At 61.1% G+C, this 18,202-nt stretch carries 15 protein-coding genes; 4 read left to right on the top strand and 11 right to left on the bottom strand.

The features are described 5' to 3' along the window. Positions 1-9: 9 nt before the first annotated feature. Positions 10-987, bottom strand: coding sequence for a DMT family transporter (locus tag DESPIG_RS00060; RefSeq protein ID WP_040368900.1), 978 nt, complete (start codon positions 985-987; stop codon positions 10-12). A gap of 384 nt (positions 988-1,371) precedes the next feature. Between DESPIG_RS00060 and DESPIG_RS00055 the strand changes: the two genes are divergently transcribed. Further along, positions 1,372-1,806 carry a hypothetical protein gene (locus DESPIG_RS00055; RefSeq protein ID WP_006003476.1) on the top strand — a complete coding sequence of 145 codons (435 nt, stop codon included), beginning with the start codon at positions 1,372-1,374 and terminating at the stop codon, positions 1,804-1,806. A 34-nt stretch (positions 1,807-1,840) separates the two neighbouring features. Continuing rightward, entirely contained in the window at positions 1,841-3,370 is a 1,530-nt protein-coding gene (locus DESPIG_RS00050; protein WP_006003475.1) for an outer membrane homotrimeric porin, read from the top strand. Positions 3,371-3,531: 161 nt separating this feature from the next. On the opposite strand, the gene DESPIG_RS00045 is transcribed toward DESPIG_RS00050, so the two are convergent. Continuing rightward, a complete protein-coding gene (locus DESPIG_RS00045) occupies positions 3,532-3,939 on the bottom strand; it encodes a cupin domain-containing protein (protein ID WP_006003472.1) in 408 nt (135 codons plus the stop codon). Between the two features lie 287 nt (positions 3,940-4,226). Between DESPIG_RS00045 and DESPIG_RS00040 the strand changes: the two genes are divergently transcribed. Continuing rightward, the gene (locus DESPIG_RS00040; protein ID WP_006003469.1) at positions 4,227-5,168 is read left to right on the top strand and encodes an AraC family transcriptional regulator; all 942 of its coding nucleotides are present in this window, start codon (positions 4,227-4,229) and stop codon (positions 5,166-5,168) included. A 163-nt stretch (positions 5,169-5,331) separates the two neighbouring features. On the opposite strand, the gene DESPIG_RS00035 is transcribed toward DESPIG_RS00040, so the two are convergent. From DESPIG_RS00035 to DESPIG_RS14275, 9 genes are all read right to left on the bottom strand, one after another. Then, positions 5,332-6,090, bottom strand: a complete 759-nt coding sequence (locus DESPIG_RS00035; protein WP_006003466.1) for a carboxymuconolactone decarboxylase family protein — start codon at positions 6,088-6,090, stop codon at positions 5,332-5,334. 342 nt (positions 6,091-6,432) lie between these two features. Beyond that, a complete protein-coding gene (locus DESPIG_RS00030) occupies positions 6,433-8,592 on the bottom strand; it encodes a RelA/SpoT family protein (protein WP_006003463.1) in 2,160 nt (719 codons plus the stop codon). Between the two features lie 302 nt (positions 8,593-8,894). Next, positions 8,895-10,436 carry a threonine ammonia-lyase, biosynthetic gene (ilvA, locus tag DESPIG_RS00025; RefSeq protein WP_040368944.1) on the bottom strand — a complete coding sequence of 514 codons (1,542 nt, stop codon included), beginning with the start codon at positions 10,434-10,436 and terminating at the stop codon, positions 8,895-8,897. Between the two features lie 461 nt (positions 10,437-10,897). Then, positions 10,898-11,287, bottom strand: a complete 390-nt coding sequence (locus tag DESPIG_RS00020) for a hypothetical protein (protein WP_211204903.1) — start codon at positions 11,285-11,287, stop codon at positions 10,898-10,900. Positions 11,288-11,336: 49 nt separating this feature from the next. Next, a complete protein-coding gene (locus tag DESPIG_RS13465) occupies positions 11,337-11,873 on the bottom strand; it encodes a hypothetical protein (RefSeq protein WP_147589197.1) in 537 nt (178 codons plus the stop codon). A 5-nt stretch (positions 11,874-11,878) separates the two neighbouring features. Further along, positions 11,879-12,499 carry a hypothetical protein gene (locus DESPIG_RS13460; protein ID WP_147589195.1) on the bottom strand — a complete coding sequence of 207 codons (621 nt, stop codon included), beginning with the start codon at positions 12,497-12,499 and terminating at the stop codon, positions 11,879-11,881. An 11-nt stretch (positions 12,500-12,510) separates the two neighbouring features. After that, on the bottom strand, positions 12,511-13,659 hold the full coding sequence (locus tag DESPIG_RS00015) for a glycosyltransferase family 2 protein (protein WP_006003450.1): 1,149 nt from the start codon (positions 13,657-13,659) through the stop codon (positions 12,511-12,513). A 44-nt stretch (positions 13,660-13,703) separates the two neighbouring features. Then, entirely contained in the window at positions 13,704-15,587 is a 1,884-nt protein-coding gene (locus tag DESPIG_RS00010) for a hypothetical protein (RefSeq protein WP_040368899.1), read from the bottom strand. A 525-nt stretch (positions 15,588-16,112) separates the two neighbouring features. Next, positions 16,113-17,399 (bottom strand): thioesterase, FlK family, encoded by a 1,287-nt coding sequence (locus DESPIG_RS14275; protein ID WP_006003444.1) that lies wholly within the window; start codon positions 17,397-17,399, stop codon positions 16,113-16,115. 536 nt (positions 17,400-17,935) lie between these two features. Here DESPIG_RS14275 and DESPIG_RS14195 point away from each other — a divergent pair. Next, a partial coding sequence (locus DESPIG_RS14195) for a hypothetical protein (RefSeq protein ID WP_211204902.1) occupies positions 17,936-18,202 on the top strand: 267 nt, incomplete at its 3' end.

Below are 18,202 nucleotides of genomic sequence, written 5' to 3'. Positions count from 1 at the left end.
ACCACCGGCTCAGTCCCGGCGGGATTCCTTTTCCGCGGCCTGACGCCGGGCGGCCGCCAGTTCCCGGGCACGCCGGATCAGGCGCTGGTCCATGCGCCGCATGATCTGGCGGCTGTGCGTCAGGATATACACCCCGCCCAGGATGCCCACGGCGCCGAAGGCCTCACGGAAGGCAAAGTCCTCGCCCAGCAAAGTCACGCCCAAAACAACGCCCACCAGCGGCATGATGTTGAGGAAAATGGCCGCCTGCCCCGCGCCCACCACCTTGACCCCCATGTTCCAGAAGATCATAGCGCAAACACCGCCTATCCAGACGATATAGACCATGCAGGCCAGGGTCGTGCCGCCCACGCCGTGCACGTCCAGCTGACCGGTCAGCGCGGCGTAGATGAAGGTGCCCGCCGTCCCGAACAGCCCGGCCCAGGCCGTGGTCGTCAGGGGCGGAAGATGGCGCATGACGCGGAAACCCGTCAGGGAATAGACGGCCCACCCCAGCTGGGCGGTGAAGAAAAGCAGGTCCCCCTTGTTGAAGGAGATATGCAGCAGCACGTCGATCTGTCCCTTGCTGACGAGGAACAGCGCCCCGGCCACGGAGAGCAGGATCCCCAGCAGTTCGATGGGCAGCAGGCGCTCGCGCAGGAAGATCAGGGCCACCAGGGCCGTCACGGCCGGAGTGGTGGTGGCGATGAGGGTGGCGTTGCTAACCGTGGAGAGCTGCAGGCCGGTGAACTGGGCTATATTGTTGAGCGCCACACCGGTGATGCCCATGAGCAGCAGGGCCGGCATCAGACGCAGCGGCGGCAGGAGCGGCAGGCCCCGCCAGCGCATGAGCGCGAAAAACGTGATGCTCATGAGCAGATAACGCACCGCTGTCATGGTGGACGGGTTCAGTTCCCGCATGGTGATCTTGACCAGCAGCGGCTGGGCGCCCCACAGGGCGGCCGTCAGGGCCAGCAGGGCAAAATATCGGCTTGTGGCTGTCGTCATGATCTTCTCCAAGGGCCTTACTGAGGACGCATCGTATCGCAAAGTAAAAGATTTTTCGAGACGTCCGCACGGCAGGGACCCGCTGGGGCCCGGTCCGGCGCCGGCATGGAAGGGCCACGGCAACAGGCAGCCAAGCAGCACGTTTTTTACGCCTTGCCGGCCTCCTCCGCCGTGTCCTCCCCTCCGGCCGCCAAGGGCATCTTTATGGATCAGCAAGCCCTTGTGGCTGGAGAAAATGCCGCACGTATCCTGCATTATTTTGATATGATTCGATCTTTATGTTTAAAAGGTAAAAATAATTGAAAACAACTTTCAATTCCATTGACATCAATTTTCAATCATGGCATCTTGTGCCCAACAAAACACATTACCACAGGAGCCACCATGCCGAGATTGGAAAACCTTCCCCAGACCCGGATCTCTTTCCGCCGCAGCGCCAACAACCTGCATATCGCCACCGGTGAGGATCTGGATCTGGAACAGGCCCGTGCCATCCTGAACCTCATGCGCTGCCACAGTAACGATTGCAACAAATTCTTCATCGACGTGCGCCACGTGACCTGCATCCAGCCTGCGGCGGCCGCCGTCCTGCGCTCTGCGCCCCAGGCTTCCATCGCGCCGCAGCGCATCCACTACAAAGGCTCCCGCGGCTTCGAGCTGGCGGCGAGCGGCAACAAGGTCCTCATCGTCCCTGAGAAGGCAAAGCATGTTTGCAAGGGCACCTGCCCCAACTGCCGCTGCAAGGACAAAAAGGCCCGCGCCAAGGCGCGGAATACGGCCCGGGCGGCCATGGCGTCGGGGGGCGCCGCCGTCGCCTGATGGATGTGAACCTCAAACAGTAAGGAAGAAGGTCATGAAAAAGATTTTTACCCTCATGCTGGCCGCCGGCATGCTCCTGGGGGCCGCCAGCGGCGCCAAAGCCATCGATTTCAAGGCTTCCGGCGAATGGCTGGTGGGCTTCGGCCTTGGTGACGGCAGCCTCATCAAGGACGTGGACAACAAAAAACGTCACCACGAGGATACCTTCAGTGCCGGCCAGCGCGTCCGCCTGCAGCTGGATGCCGTGGCCTCCGAATCCCTGTCCGGTACGGTGTTCTTCGAGATCGGCGACCAGATGTGGGGCCAGTCCGAAAGCGGCGGTGCCCTGGGCGCCGACTCCACCAGCGTGGTGAAGCTCAAGAATGCCTACATCGACTGGATGGTCCCCAATACCGACCTCAAGCTCCGCATGGGCCTGCAGGCCGTGGCCCTGCCCAACGTGGCCGGCGGCTCGGCCATCATGGACGGTGACGCCGCCGCCGTGGTCGCCAGTTACCAGTTCAACGAGAACGTGGGCCTGACCGCCCTCTGGATGCGCCCGCTCAACGACAACTACACCGGCACCAATGCCGACGGCGAAGCCTACGGCAACGGCCACAAGAACTATCTGGACAACATGGACCTCTTCGCGCTCATGCTGCCCCTGAAGTTCGACGGCGTGGAGCTGACCCCCTGGGCCATGTACGGCATGCAGGGCAAGAACGCCCGTTTCAATGAAGGTGGCGTGGAGACCGCCGACGGCGCCCTGAGCGTGACCCTGCCCGGCTATTATCCCGGCATGAACTTCGGCCCCGGCGGCCTCGGCCACACCGGCAAGGCCTACGGTTCCATGTTCTGGGCCGGCCTGCCCGTGGCCATCACGGCCTTCGATCCTCTGAACATCGAATTCGACATCAACTACGGCTATGTGGAAGCCATGGGCCGTTACGACGTGCTCAAACGCGGTGTCGAATCGGTCCTGGGCAACAGCAAGCGTGAAGGCTGGCTGGTCAAGGCCCTGGTGGAATACAAGATGGACTGGGGCACCCCCGGCATCTTCGGCTGGTACGCCTCCGGTGACGACGGCAACGTCAAGAACGGTTCCGAGCGCCTGCCCTCCATCGCCGGCGCGGGCAACTTCACGTCCTTCATGGGCGACGGCAACCTGGCCTGGGGCACCGGCTACAACTTCTACGACAACAATCTGACCTACGCCGGCACCTGGGGCATCGGCCTGCAGATCGCGGACGTGAGCTTTGTGGAAGACCTCAAGCACACCTTCCGCGTGGCCTACTGGGGCGGCACCAACAGCCCCTCCATGGTCAAATACATGGGTTCCGCCGTGGCCTGGGACGACACCACCGCCGCCCAGGACGGCCCCTACCTGACCACCAACGACGGCCTGCTGGAATTCAACCTGGTCAACTCCTGGCAGATCTACGAGAACTTGGAAGCCAACCTCGAGCTCGGCTACATCATCAACATGATGGACAAAGATACCTGGGACAAGAGCTATGTCAGCGAACGTAACTGGTCCAAGCAGGATGCCTGGAAAGCCCAGCTGATCTTCGCCTACACCTTCTAGCCCTCCCGGGGCGGGCCATCCGCCCCTCTCCCGCGCGTGCTTCTCCTTCCCGCGCGCACTCCGCCGCCGCTGTTTTTGCAGGAACAGCGGCGGCCTCCTTTTTCCGTCTGCTGCCCACGGGGCATGCGGCGCCATGGGCGGCAGCCGGAAGGCCCTCCTGTCTAGGGCAGACGGGCGTACTCCTCTTCGCTGACAGGCTCCAGCCACTGGGAGCGGCAGCCCTCACCGGGGACCTCCACGGCCAGATGCACGAACCAGCTGTCCCTGGCCGCGCCGTGCCAGTGCTTGACCCCGGCGGGGATGTGGACCACGTCGCCCTCGTGCAGTTCGCGTGCGGGCTTGCCCCACTCCTGATACCAGCCGCGCCCGGAGGTGCAGAGCAATATCTGCCCGCCGCCGCTGACGGCCTCATGGATATGCCAGTTGTTGCGGCAGCCCGGTTCGAAGGTCACGTTGCCGATGATGACCCCTTCGGTGGAAAGCATGTTCAAATAACTGTTGCCGACAAAATACCGGGCATAGGCCGTGTTGGCACCGCCCCGGGCGAAAGGTCCCCTCTTTTCCTGCATGGTCGTTCCTTGTTGTTGATCGTTATGCCCGGCCTGTATCGCCGGACTTGCGGACAGCCCCACACTCTCCCGACCGGGGATCGTCCGCCGTACCGCCGTCCCTGCCGCCCGTCCTGTCACCAGGGGTATGGTTCCCGCTCGGGGACGGCACTTCTGGGGAGACAGGCGGCCTTTCCTCCGGCGCTCTTGCCTGTTCATGCCGCCTGCCCGCGGGCGCCCTTGGCGGCGTCTTCTCTCCCCGCCGTCTTTTCGTTACACTGGACAGGCAGCCCGAACCGGAGGTCCTCATGGCATCCTCAGCCCTGTCCATCAAAGAAGATATCCTTGCCGCCCTGAAAGACATCCTGATGCGGCACCTTCCCGCACCGGAGATCCGCCCCAGCCCCATCGACGGTCTGGTGCTCGTCCGGCGGGAGGACCCGCCCGCACCTGACCGCTGTTTCGAAAGACCGCTGGTGTCCGTCATCGTCCAGGGGAGCAAACGCTCGCTCATCGGCTCGCAGGAATTCGTCTTCCGGCGGGGCCAGTTCCTGGTCTCCGGCATCGACATGCCCAGCTCGTCTTCCTTCTTCGATACGGCCCCCGGGCAGCCCTTCCTCTCCCTCTTCTTCTACCTGGACAGGCAGATCCTGACGGACCTCATGCTCAGGATGCGGCCTGCGGGCAAAGCCCCGCAGGAAGACGGCCCCGGCGTCGCCGTGGCGGATGCCGAACCGGAATTTCTGGAAGCGGTGCTGCGCCTGGCCGAGCTGCTGGACAAGCCGGAGCAGATCGCCATCCGCGCACCCATGATCCTGCAGGAGCTGCACTATCTGCTGCTGATCGGCCCCCTGGGCCATGTGCTGCGCGGGCTCTATGCCCAGGGATCCCAGAACAGCCAGGTCTTGCAGGCCGTTTCCATCCTGCGCCGGGACCTGGGAGCCCCGGTACGCATGGAAAGCCTGGCGCGGCAGGTGGGCATGTCCCTGTCCACGCTCCATCGCCATTTCAAGACCGTCACCGGCCTGAGCCCCCTGCAATACCTCAAGCAGCTCAGGCTCCACGAGGCCCAGCGCCTGATGCTCATGGAAGACATGCGCGCGGCCTCGGCGGCCCTTTCCGTGGGCTATGAGAGCGTGACCCAGTTCAGCAGGGAATACAAACGCATGTTCGGCGAACCGCCTCACCGGGACATCCAGCGGAAGCGCACGCTTGCCCCCCTGGGCGAAGCCGGGGCGGGCGGCCTTTAGGACACCCGCGCCATCAATCTGCGGGCCGGGGCATCCTTCAAAGCGGCGGTCCGTCCCCGCTCAGGCCGTATCCTTCCTGCGCGCACGAGCATCCCGCAGCTTCCGCATATCCCGGCAACAGACACCGCCGGGACGCGCGGGGATGCTGATATGCCCGCGCTCCCTAGGCTTCCGGCAGCACGCTGTTGACGCAGGCAAGGGCGTTGAGCGTGCGGGGGAAGCCGATGCAGGGCAGCATCTGCAGCAGGGCATCCACCAGCAGCTGCTTGCCGTTGCCCACGGCGGCATTGCCCTGCACATGGGCCTTGACCTGGGCCTCGCAACCTCCCAGCGCGCTGATGATACAGAAGGTCAGCAACTCCCGCAGCGGCAGATCCAGCCCCGTGCGCGTGTAGATGTCACCGAAGCAGAACGCGGAAAGATGGCGGACAAGGATCTCCCGTTGCCCTTCAGGGGCCGACGCGTGCATCTTGCTGATGGCGTCCCCGAAGATGCCGGTCTGCACGGCAAGGCCTTTTTCGAAGCGGTCTTCTTCCGTCACCGTGCCGCCTTCAGGCAGAGGCAGGGCTATCCCCGCGGCCTCCAGGGCGGCATCCGCATGGCGCAGGGCCGCTTCCGTCCGCGGGAAGCCGATATAGGGCGCGCACTGGTACAGGGCCTCGCGGATCTCTTCCGGGCGCACGCCCTGATGCAGGGCGGCCCGGGTCTCCTCCCCTATCCCTTCCGGTGTCTGGATGGCGGCCAGGACGACCAGCGTGATGAGGCGGCGCTGACGCGCATCCAGACTGCCCTGCCCGGCGATCTCGCCATATTCCAGGCGCTCCCGGATGGCCGCCAGTTCGGGCTCCGTCCCGGCCAGCGGCGATGCCCCCGTCTTTCCCAGTTCCTTCCTGTATGCTGCTGCTTTCTGCATCCTGTCCATATTTTTCCCCACGATATGTCCAACGGTTGTGCCGGATACCCGGCATGAGAAGGACGGCCCGCTGCCGCATCCCCGGGAACAGGGGCCCAAGAAAAGGCCGCCCCGCTCCCCGTCGGCACGGCCCGGCAGAGCCTGCCACCGCAGGTCCCGGCCGGAAAACGGACCTTTGTCCCGTGCTTACCGGCATACGCCGCCCCGGCTGCCGGGTACAGACCTGTTCCTGGCAAATAGTTGCCCAAAACTGTCGCGGGCTGCTCCACGAAAAAGGGGACACCTTGCGGTGTCCCCTGCATATGTTTCCTGCTGGGAAAGGCTACTCCACGGCAGCCGGGCTGACGGCCCCTAGGCTTCTTCGGTATCGCGCACCACTTCGAGGATGCCGGACTGACCACGGATGGCCTCGATGACATCATAGAGTTGCGTGGCGTTGCACACTTCCACGGTCAGACGCAGTTCGGCCCGGCCGTCCACCAGCGCCCGCGAGGAAAGCGCCGTAATGTTGATGCCCTGCAGGGCCAAAAGCTGGGCGATGCCGGCCAGCACGCCGCTGCGGTTCTGGGCCAGGATGAAGATGCCGGCCTCGTAGGGCTTTTCCACCTCGCCGTCCCAGTGCACGGAGATGAGGCGCTCCGGCTCCATATTGGCCACGTTGGGGCAGTCCGCACGATGGACGGTGACGCCCATACCGCGGCTGATGTAACCGATGATGGGGTCCCCCGGCACCGGATTGCAGCACTTGGCAAAGCGCATGAGCACGCCGTCACAGCCGGAGATGCCCACGCCGTCGCTCTTGCGCTTGGCGGCTTCCTTGCTTTCCTTGATGGTGGGCGTGGCCGGTTCCGCGGCCGCGGCATTGTCGGGATGCAGGACGGCATAGAGCTTGTTGAGCACGCGGCGCGGCGTGATGTGCGCATAGCCCACCGAAGCCACCAGCTCGTCCACGTTCTCGAAGTTCATCTCCTGCGCCACGATGGCCAGCTGACCGTCCTTCAGGGCGCGCGCCACGTTGAGGTTGACCTTGCGGCCTTCCTTTTCCAGCATGTCGCGGCCCAGGGCCAGGGCATGGGCGCGTTCCTCGGTACGCAGGTAGCGCTGGATGCGGCTGCGGGCGCGGGCCGTCTTGACGATCTTGAGCCAGTCGCGGTTGGGGTTGCGCGAAGGATCGGTGATGATCTCCACGATGTCACCGTTCTTCAGCGGCGTGCCCAGCGGCATCAGGCGGCCGTTGATCTTGGCCCCGGCGCAATGATGGCCCACCTTGCTGTGGATGTGGAAGGCGAAGTCCAGCGGCGTGGCGCCTTCGGGCAATTCCTTCACATCACCGGCAGGGGTGTAGACGTAGACCTCGTCCTTGAACAGGTCCAGCTTGAGCGAATGCATGAACTCGCGCGAGTCCGCTTCGTCGCCCTGGCGCTCGAAGATCTCGCGCAGCCAGGAGAACTGTTCCAGGTCCTTGGAGTTGACCCGGCCCTTTTCCTTGTACAGCCAGTGCGCGGCCACGCCGTGTTCGGCCTGCCGGTGCATCTCTTCGGTACGGATCTGGATCTCGATGCGCTCGCCCTCGGGCCCGATGACCGTGGTATGCAGGCTCTGGTAACCGTTGGCCTTGGGCATGGAGATGTAGTCCTTGAAGCGCCCGTGCACCGGCTTCCACTGCGAGTGCACCAGACCGAGCACGGCGTAACAGTCGCGGATGTCCTTGACCAGCACGCGGAAGGCCATGATGTCGTGCATCTCGTCCAGGGTCAGGGACTGGGACTGCATCTTTTTATAGATGCTGTACTTGTGCTTGATGCGCCCGTAGACCTGGCCTTCCAGACCGTTGGAGGCCAGCAGGTCCTGGATGAGGGAGACCACCTTTTCGATGATCTGCTTTTCCACCACCTGATGCGCGTCCAGCCAGTGGTCGATCTGGTTGTAGATGTCGGGCCGCAGATATTTGAAGCTCAGGTCCTCCAGCTGGCGCTTGAGCAAATACAGGCCCAGACGGTTGGCCAGGGGCGCGTAGATGTCCATGGTCTCCTGGGCGATGCGGCGCTGCTTGTGGGGCTTCTGGAAATCAAGGGTGCTCATGTTGTGCAGACGGTCGGCCAGTTTGACCATCAGCACGCGCATGTCGTGGCTCATGGCCAGGATCATCTTGCGGATGTTCTCGGCCTGCGCCTCTTCCTTGTTCTCGAAGACGATCATGCTGATCTTGGTGACACCGTCCACGATGTCGGCCACGTCTTCGCCGAACTTGTCGTCGATCTCTTCGATGGTGGTGCCGGTGTCTTCCACCGTATCGTGCAGCAGGCCCGCCGCCACCGTGGGCTCGTCAAAGCCCATGTCGGCCAGAGTATAGGCCACGGCCAGCGGATGGGACAGATAGGGCTCGCCCGAAAGGCGCGTCTGCCCCGCGTGAGCTGTGGCGGCGAACACATAGGCCTTCTGGATCAGCTCCAGATTGGCATCATGGTTGTTGGCCGCCACCTTGTCGAGAATTTCCTGAATACGAATCATAGCGTCCTGCCAGACGGTAAAAAGTTGACGATACCGGTTTTGTCCATGTTCGGCCAACTGTCCCGGCTTGTCAATGACGACGGCCCGGCTGCCTGGGCGAACAGAAAAAGGCCTCCACAGCCTGAGGCATGCGTGCTGCGGACACCCGGCGGCCTGAGGGGAGCAGCTCCTTCCGTCCCCGTCCCGGCCCTCCCGTTCTTCCATCACTGCCGCCGAGACTCCCCGGCCCCATAACAACAGGAGGCCGCCCCCGAAGGAGCGGCCTCCCGAAAAGCATCACGGTCTGCCCGTGCAGACCGGCATCAGTCGTCGTGATGCCAGCCCAGGAACATCTTGTAGGCCGGGTTGTCGGTCTCGTCCACATGCGGATACCCCATGCGGTCGACGCGGGTCAGGAATTCCTCGAAGTCCTCGCGCCGCTCTTCGGGCACTTCCACCCCCAGCAGCACGCGGCCGAAGTCCGCCCCGTGATAACGGTACTGGAACAGGGTGAAGTTGTAGGTCACGCGCATGGCGTCCATGAAATTGAGCAGGGCACCGGGCCGCTCGGGGAAGAAGAAGCGGATCAGGCGTTCGTTGTGCACCTGGGGGGCATTGCCGCCCACCATATGGCGCAGGTGCAGCTTGGCCAGTTCGTTGTCCGTAAGGTCGCAGGCGCTGAAACCGGCGGCCCGCAGGTCGTCCAGCACGGAGGCCACCTCGTCGCTGTTCTTGATGTCGATGCCCACCAGCACATGGGCGTTGACCGGATCGGCGAAGCGGGTGCACAGCTCGGTGATGTTGCGGCTGCTGATGGCCTGCACCAGCTGACGGAAGCTGCCCGCCTTTTCGGGGATGGTCACGCCCAGCAGGGCTTCGCGGTTGGCGCCGAAGCGCGCCCGCTCGGCCACATGGCTCAGGCGGTCGAAGTTCATGTTGGCGCCGCTGACCACGGCCACCAGGGTGGTGTCGCGCAGGTTGCCCGCGCGGGCGTAGGCACGCAGACCGGCCAGGGCCAGCGCGCCGGCCGGTTCGGCCACCACGCGGGTATCCTCGAAAATGTCCTTGATGGCGCCGCAGATGGCGTCCGTATCCACGGTGATGATGTCGTCCAGCAGGTCACGGCAGAGGGCGAAGGTCTCCTCGCCCACCAGCTTCACGGCCACACCGTCGGCGAACAGGCCCACGTCCTTGAGCTCCACACGATGACCGGCCATGATGGAACGGCGCATGGCGTCGGAGTCCACAGGCTCCACGCCGATGACGCGGATCTCGGGCCGCAGGTTCTTCACATAGGCGGCCACGCCGGCGGCAAGTCCGCCCCCGCCGATGGGCACGAAAATGGCGTGAATGGGGTCGGGATGCTGACGCAGGATCTCCATGCCGATGGTGCCTTGTCCGGCGATGACATCGGGGTCGTCAAAAGGCGGGATGAACACGTAGCCGGTCTCCTTGATGAGATCCAGCGTATGCCGCCAGGCATCGCTGAAGGACTCACCGAACAGCACCACCTGTCCGCCCAGACGGCGCACGGCATCCACCTTGATGGCGGGCGTGGTCACGGGCATGACGATGACGGCTTCGCACCCCAGACGACGGGCGGCCAGGGCCACGCCCTGGGCATGGTTGCCGGCCGAGGCGGCGATGACGCCGCGGCGCAGCTCTTCGGGGGAAAGACGGGCCATCTTGTTGTAGGCGCCGCGCAGCTTGAAGGAAAACACAGGCTGCAGGTCGTCCCGCTTGAGCAACACGCGGTTGCCCAGGCGGCGGGAAAGGCTCACGGCCTCATCCAGCGGGGTCTCGACGGCCACGTCATAGACCCGGCTCAACAACACCTTGTTCAGGTACTCGCTATGATTCGACATGGAAAACATCCCTTGTAAAAACGGTGCGCCGCCTGCTCACGCCAGAGGCAGGCGGAATCTTTGGAGCATATACCCATTACACACGCCCCACAAGGGGCCGGGAGCCGCATTTCCGCAGGGCAGCGGCATTTCCGGCCACAGCCGTACCTGCGGAGTGACCTTCTATCCCTGCACCACGTTCCCGACCTGCTCGATACCTGCCGCGCGCATCAGCCCAGTCCGACCCGCAACATGATGGCAGCCTCACGGGCATGTCCCCGGGCCCGACTATCTTTTCCCAGTACGGACCGGGATCTGCCGGGACAGCCATGTGCAAAGCCTTCCTCCCTGCCACGAAAAAAGACCGCCATCCCCAAGGACGACGGTCTTTTTACCTCAACGCTTTTCTTCTACCCTCTCCGGGGCAAACGTCTTGCACTATGCTCTTGTCCCGCCCGCTACAGAGCCGGAACAGCCTGACGCTATTTTTTCAGGGCCAGCGAATCCACGATGGCCTGGGCCTGGGCATCCTCCACCTTTCCGGCCAGCAGGACGAGCACATGCCTGTCAGCCCCCAGGGCCAGCACGCCCCGCATGGGGATGTTCCCCGCGTGGCCCTGCATCTCGTAGACATCATCGGCCCGGGGGCGGACATCCGGGGCGTCCAGCATCTTGCGGTACTCCTCCACGATGTCGGCACGACTGCGCGTCCCGTTGAGACCTGTCACCAGGCTCACCATGATGCCGGCATCTGGGGAAAGCATGGTCACGGAGCCTTTGTCCTGGGCCTCGATGGTCCAGCCTTCGGGGATGTCCACCGTGAAGAAGCTGTCCGCCCCCAGGGGAGAGGCCACGGCGGGCGATAAAGACATCCAAAGGCCAGCTACTCCAATAAACAGTAAAAAAGTCTGTAATTTATTATTAAATATTTTCATGACTATTTTTGTAATCATCTATTTTATAAATATAAACAATCAACGCAAAACAACTTATCATAAATACCCGTGCTGTAAACCAGTAATGAATTGCAGAATGATTTGCTAAAATACATACCCATAAAATGGGCATCCCGCCTATAAAGAGTAATGGCATCCCGTTGTTGATATTCCAAAAAATTTTTTTCCGGAAAAAAAGAAAGATTGGAATAAGACCAACCAATACACGACCATTCATAGTGAGGGCCTGAAGCCATATCGGCATTTCTGTTGGACGAGGAATAGAACCTCCGATCCTATACATTGCCTGATGATAGAAATCAGCAATAATATTCTGCTGAAGAATATATGTTGCTATTAATGGCTTTGCCATCCAAAATAATCCATAGCCTATCAACCATAAAATACAATACAAAAAAATACTCGTAAAATTAGTTCTCTTTTCTTTTGCATAAATAATAAGCAATGGAATTCCCAACGTCAGCAATGGTACTGACAGTAAATCAAAAAATGCAACAGCCATCCCAGTTATAAAGAAAAATATAGGATATGTCTCTTTTTTATCCTCGTCACTAAGCTTCCTGCAGCATAAACAATAAAATATGCTGAATAAAATTGAAAAGACAACCAAGCAGTAAGCCATCCATACAGGAGAAAAGAAACTACTAACCCTTTTGCTAAAAAATCCGAAATCCTCTTTACAGAAAAATAAATTATACTTATGCCCAGAATATGAACAATCAATCCAAGATATTTTATTTCTTCATAAGGAAAAAACATCAAAACTGGACGTAAAAAGACGAGATATCCATGCCAATAACGTCCGTATTCCGGGACCATAGCTCGCTCAAAAATATTATCTCCTGGTGCTATGGCAGCTTTGAGCATTTCACGGTCAGTAAATTTATCCTGCTGCAAGTAATGGGCCCATGAACTTAAAAAATATGTCCATGGCATCGGCAAGTAATGCTCAAGAACTTTTGGATATATTTCTCCATTTGATATCTTACATATCCCTATAGAAGCATTACTCTCTATATCTCCATCCAAAGAAAAGCTCAAAAACAATAAAGAACAACAAATAGAGATAAGCAGTAAGTATACAAACAGTCCCTTAGTAATAGATTTTATTATTTTTCTAGTCATCATAATTCAAAAATCTATTTAGATGAAAATTCCTTGCACACGGCGATGATGAAGGCCAGCATGAAGGAAAACACAGCCATGGCGCCGAAAACGATGGCGAGGATGCTCAGATTGTCCACAAAAGGCGATGCCATATTGCCGTAACCGGCACCGGACCAGGCCGAGAAGCAATAGCCGTAGCTGCACACGAACAGCACCAGGAAGGCCAGGGCCACGAACGCCAGTCTGTCTCGGGAGGCCAGGCGTGCCAGCAGGCTGACGCCCCGGCCCGGCAGATGCGTACCGGCCAGCCCCGCCGCCACGACTCCCAGCCCCATGACCTGCATGCCCAGCATGAGCAGCATGGCGAAGGTCACAAAGCTTTTGTTGGCAAAGGTCACGCTGCCCACGGACAGGGGACCGGAGAGCAAAAGCAGCACGCCCAGCAGGCCCACGCCCATCAGGGCCAGCGCCGGATACATATACAGCCAGTGCGGCGCATAGGTCAGCAAAAAGCAGAGGTGGCGCCAGCCATCGCGCCAGGTACGCAGATGCGGCGGACGGCTGCGGCCATCCTTGTCCAGCGTGGTGGGGACCTCGGCCATGCTGAGGCCGTACATAGAGGCCTTGACCACCATCTCGGAGGCGAACTCCATGCCGGTGGTCTTCAGGCCGCAGCGACGGATGGCCTCGGTATTGAAGCCCCGCAACCCGCAATGGAAGTCACCGATGCTGATGCGGAAGAACAGGCGCCCGATCCAGCTCAGGACCGGGTTGCCCAGATAGCGATGGAGCGGCGGCATGGCCCCGGGAGCGATCCCGCCCTTGAAACGGTTGCCCATGACCAGATCCACGCCCTGGCGCAATTTGTCCACAAAGACCTGCAGACTGGAGAAGTCGTAGCTGTCATCGGCATCGCCCATGATGGTGTACTTGCCGCGCGCGGCAGCGATACCGCCCAGCAGGGCCGCGCCGTAGCCTTTTTGCGCCACATCCACGACCCGGGCGCCCAGACTGCGGGCGATCTCCTGGGATCCGTCCGTGCTGCCGTTGTCCGCTACCAGCACTTCACCGTCAACGCCGGAACGCTCCAGGTAGGCCTTGGCCTTCATGATGCAGGTGGCCAGCGTCTCGGATTCGTTCAGGCAGGGCATCAGGATAGTCAGTTCACAGGTATCTTCCATAGTTTTTCCCCTTGATCGGATACGGCCGCACCGCATCCCCCTCATCACCGGCCAGATTGTGCCGGCAACACGATCTTTTCAGGCAACTCCCGTTCTCCTTCACGCCAGGCATCAAGCCGCAGAAGGAGCGGGAACGCCTCACCTTCGTACAACCCCAGCTCCTTGCCGTAGCGCGCCACGAAATCGGCGGGGACACGCCACAGGAGCAGATAATCCACCTTCTGCCGTCGCGCCGTGGCCCGCAGGTCGGCAGGCAGCGTACCACCGAGCAACCGTTCCTCCGGGGAATCTACTGGATTGAACTCCAGCACTTCACTCACGCGGTCAGCGCTGCGTTCCGGCATTACCAGATAACGGCAGATCATGCCATACTCGTAGGAAGCCTTTCCGGCCACGAGCCACCAGGAACTCCCTTCCGGCGTAGACTGCTGCAGAATTCGGGCGGCTTGCTCCATCTCTGCCAGATGTCCGGGGATATCCGCAGGACGTTGCAGCGAAAAACACACAGCCACGACCATGAGTACCACACTGAAAAAGCGTACGAGCCTGACCTGCCACAGATGCCCCTGTTTTGCAGCACGCAGCAGGAAAAGAAAGATCGTCCCGACCAGCAGGGGCCCCATGGCAACGGCGGCGTAGCGTTCATAACTGGCCGCGGAAGCCAGCTCCCGAGCATCCATATAGGCCATGGTCGCATACGCATGGGCCGCCACCCAGGCTAAAAAGCCTGCCACCAGAAGCAGCGCGGCAAAGCCCCTGCCCTGGGGCAGCAACCGGGGATCCTTGCGCAGCAGGTACCAGCTCCCGCCACAGGACAGGAGCAGCAACACGGCCGTACCGGTCGCGAACGTCAGCAGCCCTATGGCAGGGATACTGAGGAGGGGCCGCATCAGGAACGCCCAGGCATACACAGGAATGGCATCGAGGATGGTCTCCAGCCCCCAGCTATTGGCCATGGCAGAAAAATCCGCCCCGGCCGCTCCCGTGATGCAGATGGCTCGGTAGATCTTCCACAGCCCCCAGCACAGGACAGCCGGCCAGACCACGCCGACGATCGACCATATGACATGCCGGAACCTTTGCCTTGCCACACCCCAAAACTGCCGCAGGGCAAAGGCTCCCAACACACACAGAACAAGCAATATCCCGGTAGGCTTGCACAGGATGAGCACAGCGCAGCCCCCCTGCAGGAGCAGACGCAGCAGCCGTTCCCGACAGGAGAAGACCACCAGCAGGGCAAGTGCCGTATAGAGTGCTGTCTGCAGGCTTTCCCCATAACCGAAGATATAGGAACCATAGTCCACATGCGCTCCCAGAGAACGCAGCAGACCGAACGTCAGCAGGGCACAAAAGCAGACCGGCCAGAACGAGAGGCCCCGTTCCCGGGTCAGATGGATGACGACACCCGTGGCGGAAAGCAGAACAGCGGCTTCGCCCACGGCTATGGCAGGCTCCGAAAAGATCCCCATGGGCTGGAGCAGGGCCTGCAGGATGGTGACCATGGGCGGATAGAGCAGCACCGAATCATGCCGGGGCAGGACGGAGCCCCAGGCCCAGAGACCGTTCTCCCCCACCAAATGCTTGACGAAGCCGCCCCAGAAGAATTCGTCCCAATAGACGAGCCTGGCCCCGGCATAATGCCAGGCGAACAGGAGCAGCAGGCCCGCAAACAGCAGGGAAGGCGCCGCCGTACGGAGATAATGACGCCGGGGGGCCCCTGCGGTGAACAGGGAAGCACAGACCGGCAACAGGGAGAGGAAAGACAGGACAGCCACGGCAAGGCGGACTTCATGGTACACGCCCCCCATGGCCGCGAGGACCTGCAGCAGGGCCGTCACACAAACGGCCAGAAAGGGCGCGCACCAGGGCGCAGCCAGACGCCAGGCCAGAAAGATGCTCAGGCAGGTCAGTGATCCGACAAAAAACAAAACTTCCTCCTTGAGGGCTCGCCATGCGGCACCATGCAACCACGTTCCATCCGCCCGGATGCATAGCCGGGCCGGAGAGGGGTTGCCGGCAAATACGCGATGGCACGACAAAGGGCAAGCCATGCCCTCCATTGTCGCAGGCCGGGCCTGACGTCCCACAGGCGACCGGGGCCTTCTCCGGCTTTGCTGCCGGGCCCCCTGAGCCGTGCCATCCTGCGTCTCCTTCCGTGGAAGAACACGCTGAGCCTACCCTTCCCCAGACTTGCGGGCAAGCTCATTCTCGTTCTTCGGCTTTGCCTCCGCACCAGCATCCTGCCTGTACTGGGGAACATATCCCCCGGTCCTCCTTATGTCCGTGACAGGAAGAGGCTCTTCCCCCAGTGCCGGGAGCCATGCCTCTTCGTGAGGAATAGCCCGTAAGCAGACGGACTTTCCGCCAGAAATGAAAACAGGGAGGAACCTTTGCCCCTCCCTGTCCGTACATCTTTGTTTTTGCGCTACCGCTTCTGTCGGCCCGGCTGTCTGTTATTCCTGACCGCCCTTTGCCTGGGCGCGGCTCTGGAATTTTTCCCTGTCCACCACCACACGCTCGTGGCTGCCCTCTCCGATGGGACCTGCCTCGTCATAGGCGGCCACCGTAAAGGTCAGACCTCGTCCGTTGGCCGAGACCGCCGTCAGTTTCGCCTCAAAGCGCACCTTCATGCCGCAGGGGGTGGGCGCCATATGGCTGATGTCCACCCGAGTGCCCACGCTGGTCATGCCTTCGGGCAGGCAGGGGCGTATCGCTTCCATGGCGGCGCGCTCCATGCCCATGATCATCATAGGGGTGGCCAGCACCCGGACTTCACCGCTGCCCACTGCCGCGGCCAGCATTCCTTCTTCCACTGTCGTTTCCCACAGCCCCATCATCCCGGCTTTCGGCATGGTCTCCATGATGTCTCTCCCTGTTGCGGATACGGATATCTCCTGTTCCTGAACAGGAACGGCCTTCCTGTCAAGCGGGAGGCCCCTGTGCACCGCCAGCCAGGCATACCAGGCAGTCACATCACCGCGCAGACGGTCATCGAGAAGGGCCAGAGCCGCATCACGCATCGGCTGCGGCACGCCACCGTAAAAGGCTTCGGCTATGCTCCCGGCGATGGCGGCCTGCGTATCGCTGTCGCCCCCCAGCCAGACGGCATTGCGCACGGCCTCCTCGAAAGAACGGCTTTCCAGAAAGGCGATGATGGCTTCGGGGACGGATTCCTGACAGCTTTCCTTATGGCGATAGGCTGGCCTGATCTCGGCCAGGGATCGGCTCAGGTCATACCCATAACGGAAGGAGATATAATCACGGATGGAGTCCCGTCCGGCACCGTCCCGGGCCAGGAATATGGCTGCCGCCGTAGCGCAAGCGCCCTTGATGCCCTCGGGATGGTCATGCGTCACGGAGGCGCTCAGGGCCGCATAGCGTTCCGTTTCCTCCAGGCTGTCACAGGCCCAGCCCACAGGCGAGACGCGCATGGCCGAACCGTTGCCGAAACTGTTGTACGGCGTGCGGCTGCCCGTGACGATCCAGCGAAAAAAGCGTTGCCCGTAGCCGGCCCGGCTGTAGGCACGACCATATTCGTGCATGGCGTCTATGAAGGCCTCCCGGCAGGCCTGCTCCTGACCGTAGGCCTGCATCAGCCCCCGGGCCACGGCCACGGTCATCACCGTGTCGTCCGTGAAGCGGGAACGGGGGGAAAACAGGGGAAAGGCTTCCGCAGCCCCCTGCCACGGATGGAATTCATACGGACTGCCCACCATGTCACCGATGATGGCTCCCAGCATGATAGATCTCCTTGATACGCTGCGCCGCGCCGAAGCGATACGCTGCTCCTTTCCGGCAGGAAGACAGCTCTCCCGGAACGGCGCTCTTCAAAGAAAAGGGACTGGCTGCGGCAGGAGGGACAAGGATCCCGCCCGGGCCGCCTGTCCGGGAACAAAGATACCGATACCGCCAAGACAGGACATTGGCCACTATCACGCATCCATGATGCGGCCTGTAAGGAATGGTCGCCCCTTCCGGCTACGGGCACTCTTCTCCTGCCGGGCACTCCTGCAAGTCGCGGACTGGCCGAAGGGGCGAAATCTTTCAGTATTTCCCCTTGCCGCAGAGATGGCTACGGCCGTTTGGTACGGCTGGTTTGGCCGTACCAAAGGGGCTCCTGGTCGTACAGCAGGTGCCGCGCTGGCCTCCGGCGCTTACCGTATGTCCGTTGCAGCGGACATCGCCGCAAACATCGTAAGATATCGTTCCCGAAAAACTGCAGATGAGGCACTCAGGCATGGCTTAGCTCACAGGAGAGGAGTGACACTGTCGCGCAGTGAATGTCTCACCCTGCTACAGGATCGTTCCAGATTATGAAATTTATGGAAAACTATATTATTTTTATTATCATACTTATTTTATTGAAGATATTATGAAAAATCTATCCTTTTCTATCTTTCAAACACGCATTGCCACTCCAGAACATGTCCCTCCTATTCCCGCTACAGGAGCGACAGCAGCATGGATGCCAAAGGACGCGGGACAGATCCTTGGCATATCCATCTGTTCTCCTGATGTCTTGCAGGGCAGGCCCTTGCTAGTT

Source organism: Desulfovibrio piger ATCC 29098, assembly GCF_000156375.1.
Classification (GTDB): Bacteria; Desulfobacterota; Desulfovibrionia; order Desulfovibrionales; family Desulfovibrionaceae; genus Desulfovibrio; species Desulfovibrio piger.
Note: the sequence above shows the minus strand (reverse complement) of the source record. Positions and strands in the feature narration are given on the sequence as shown.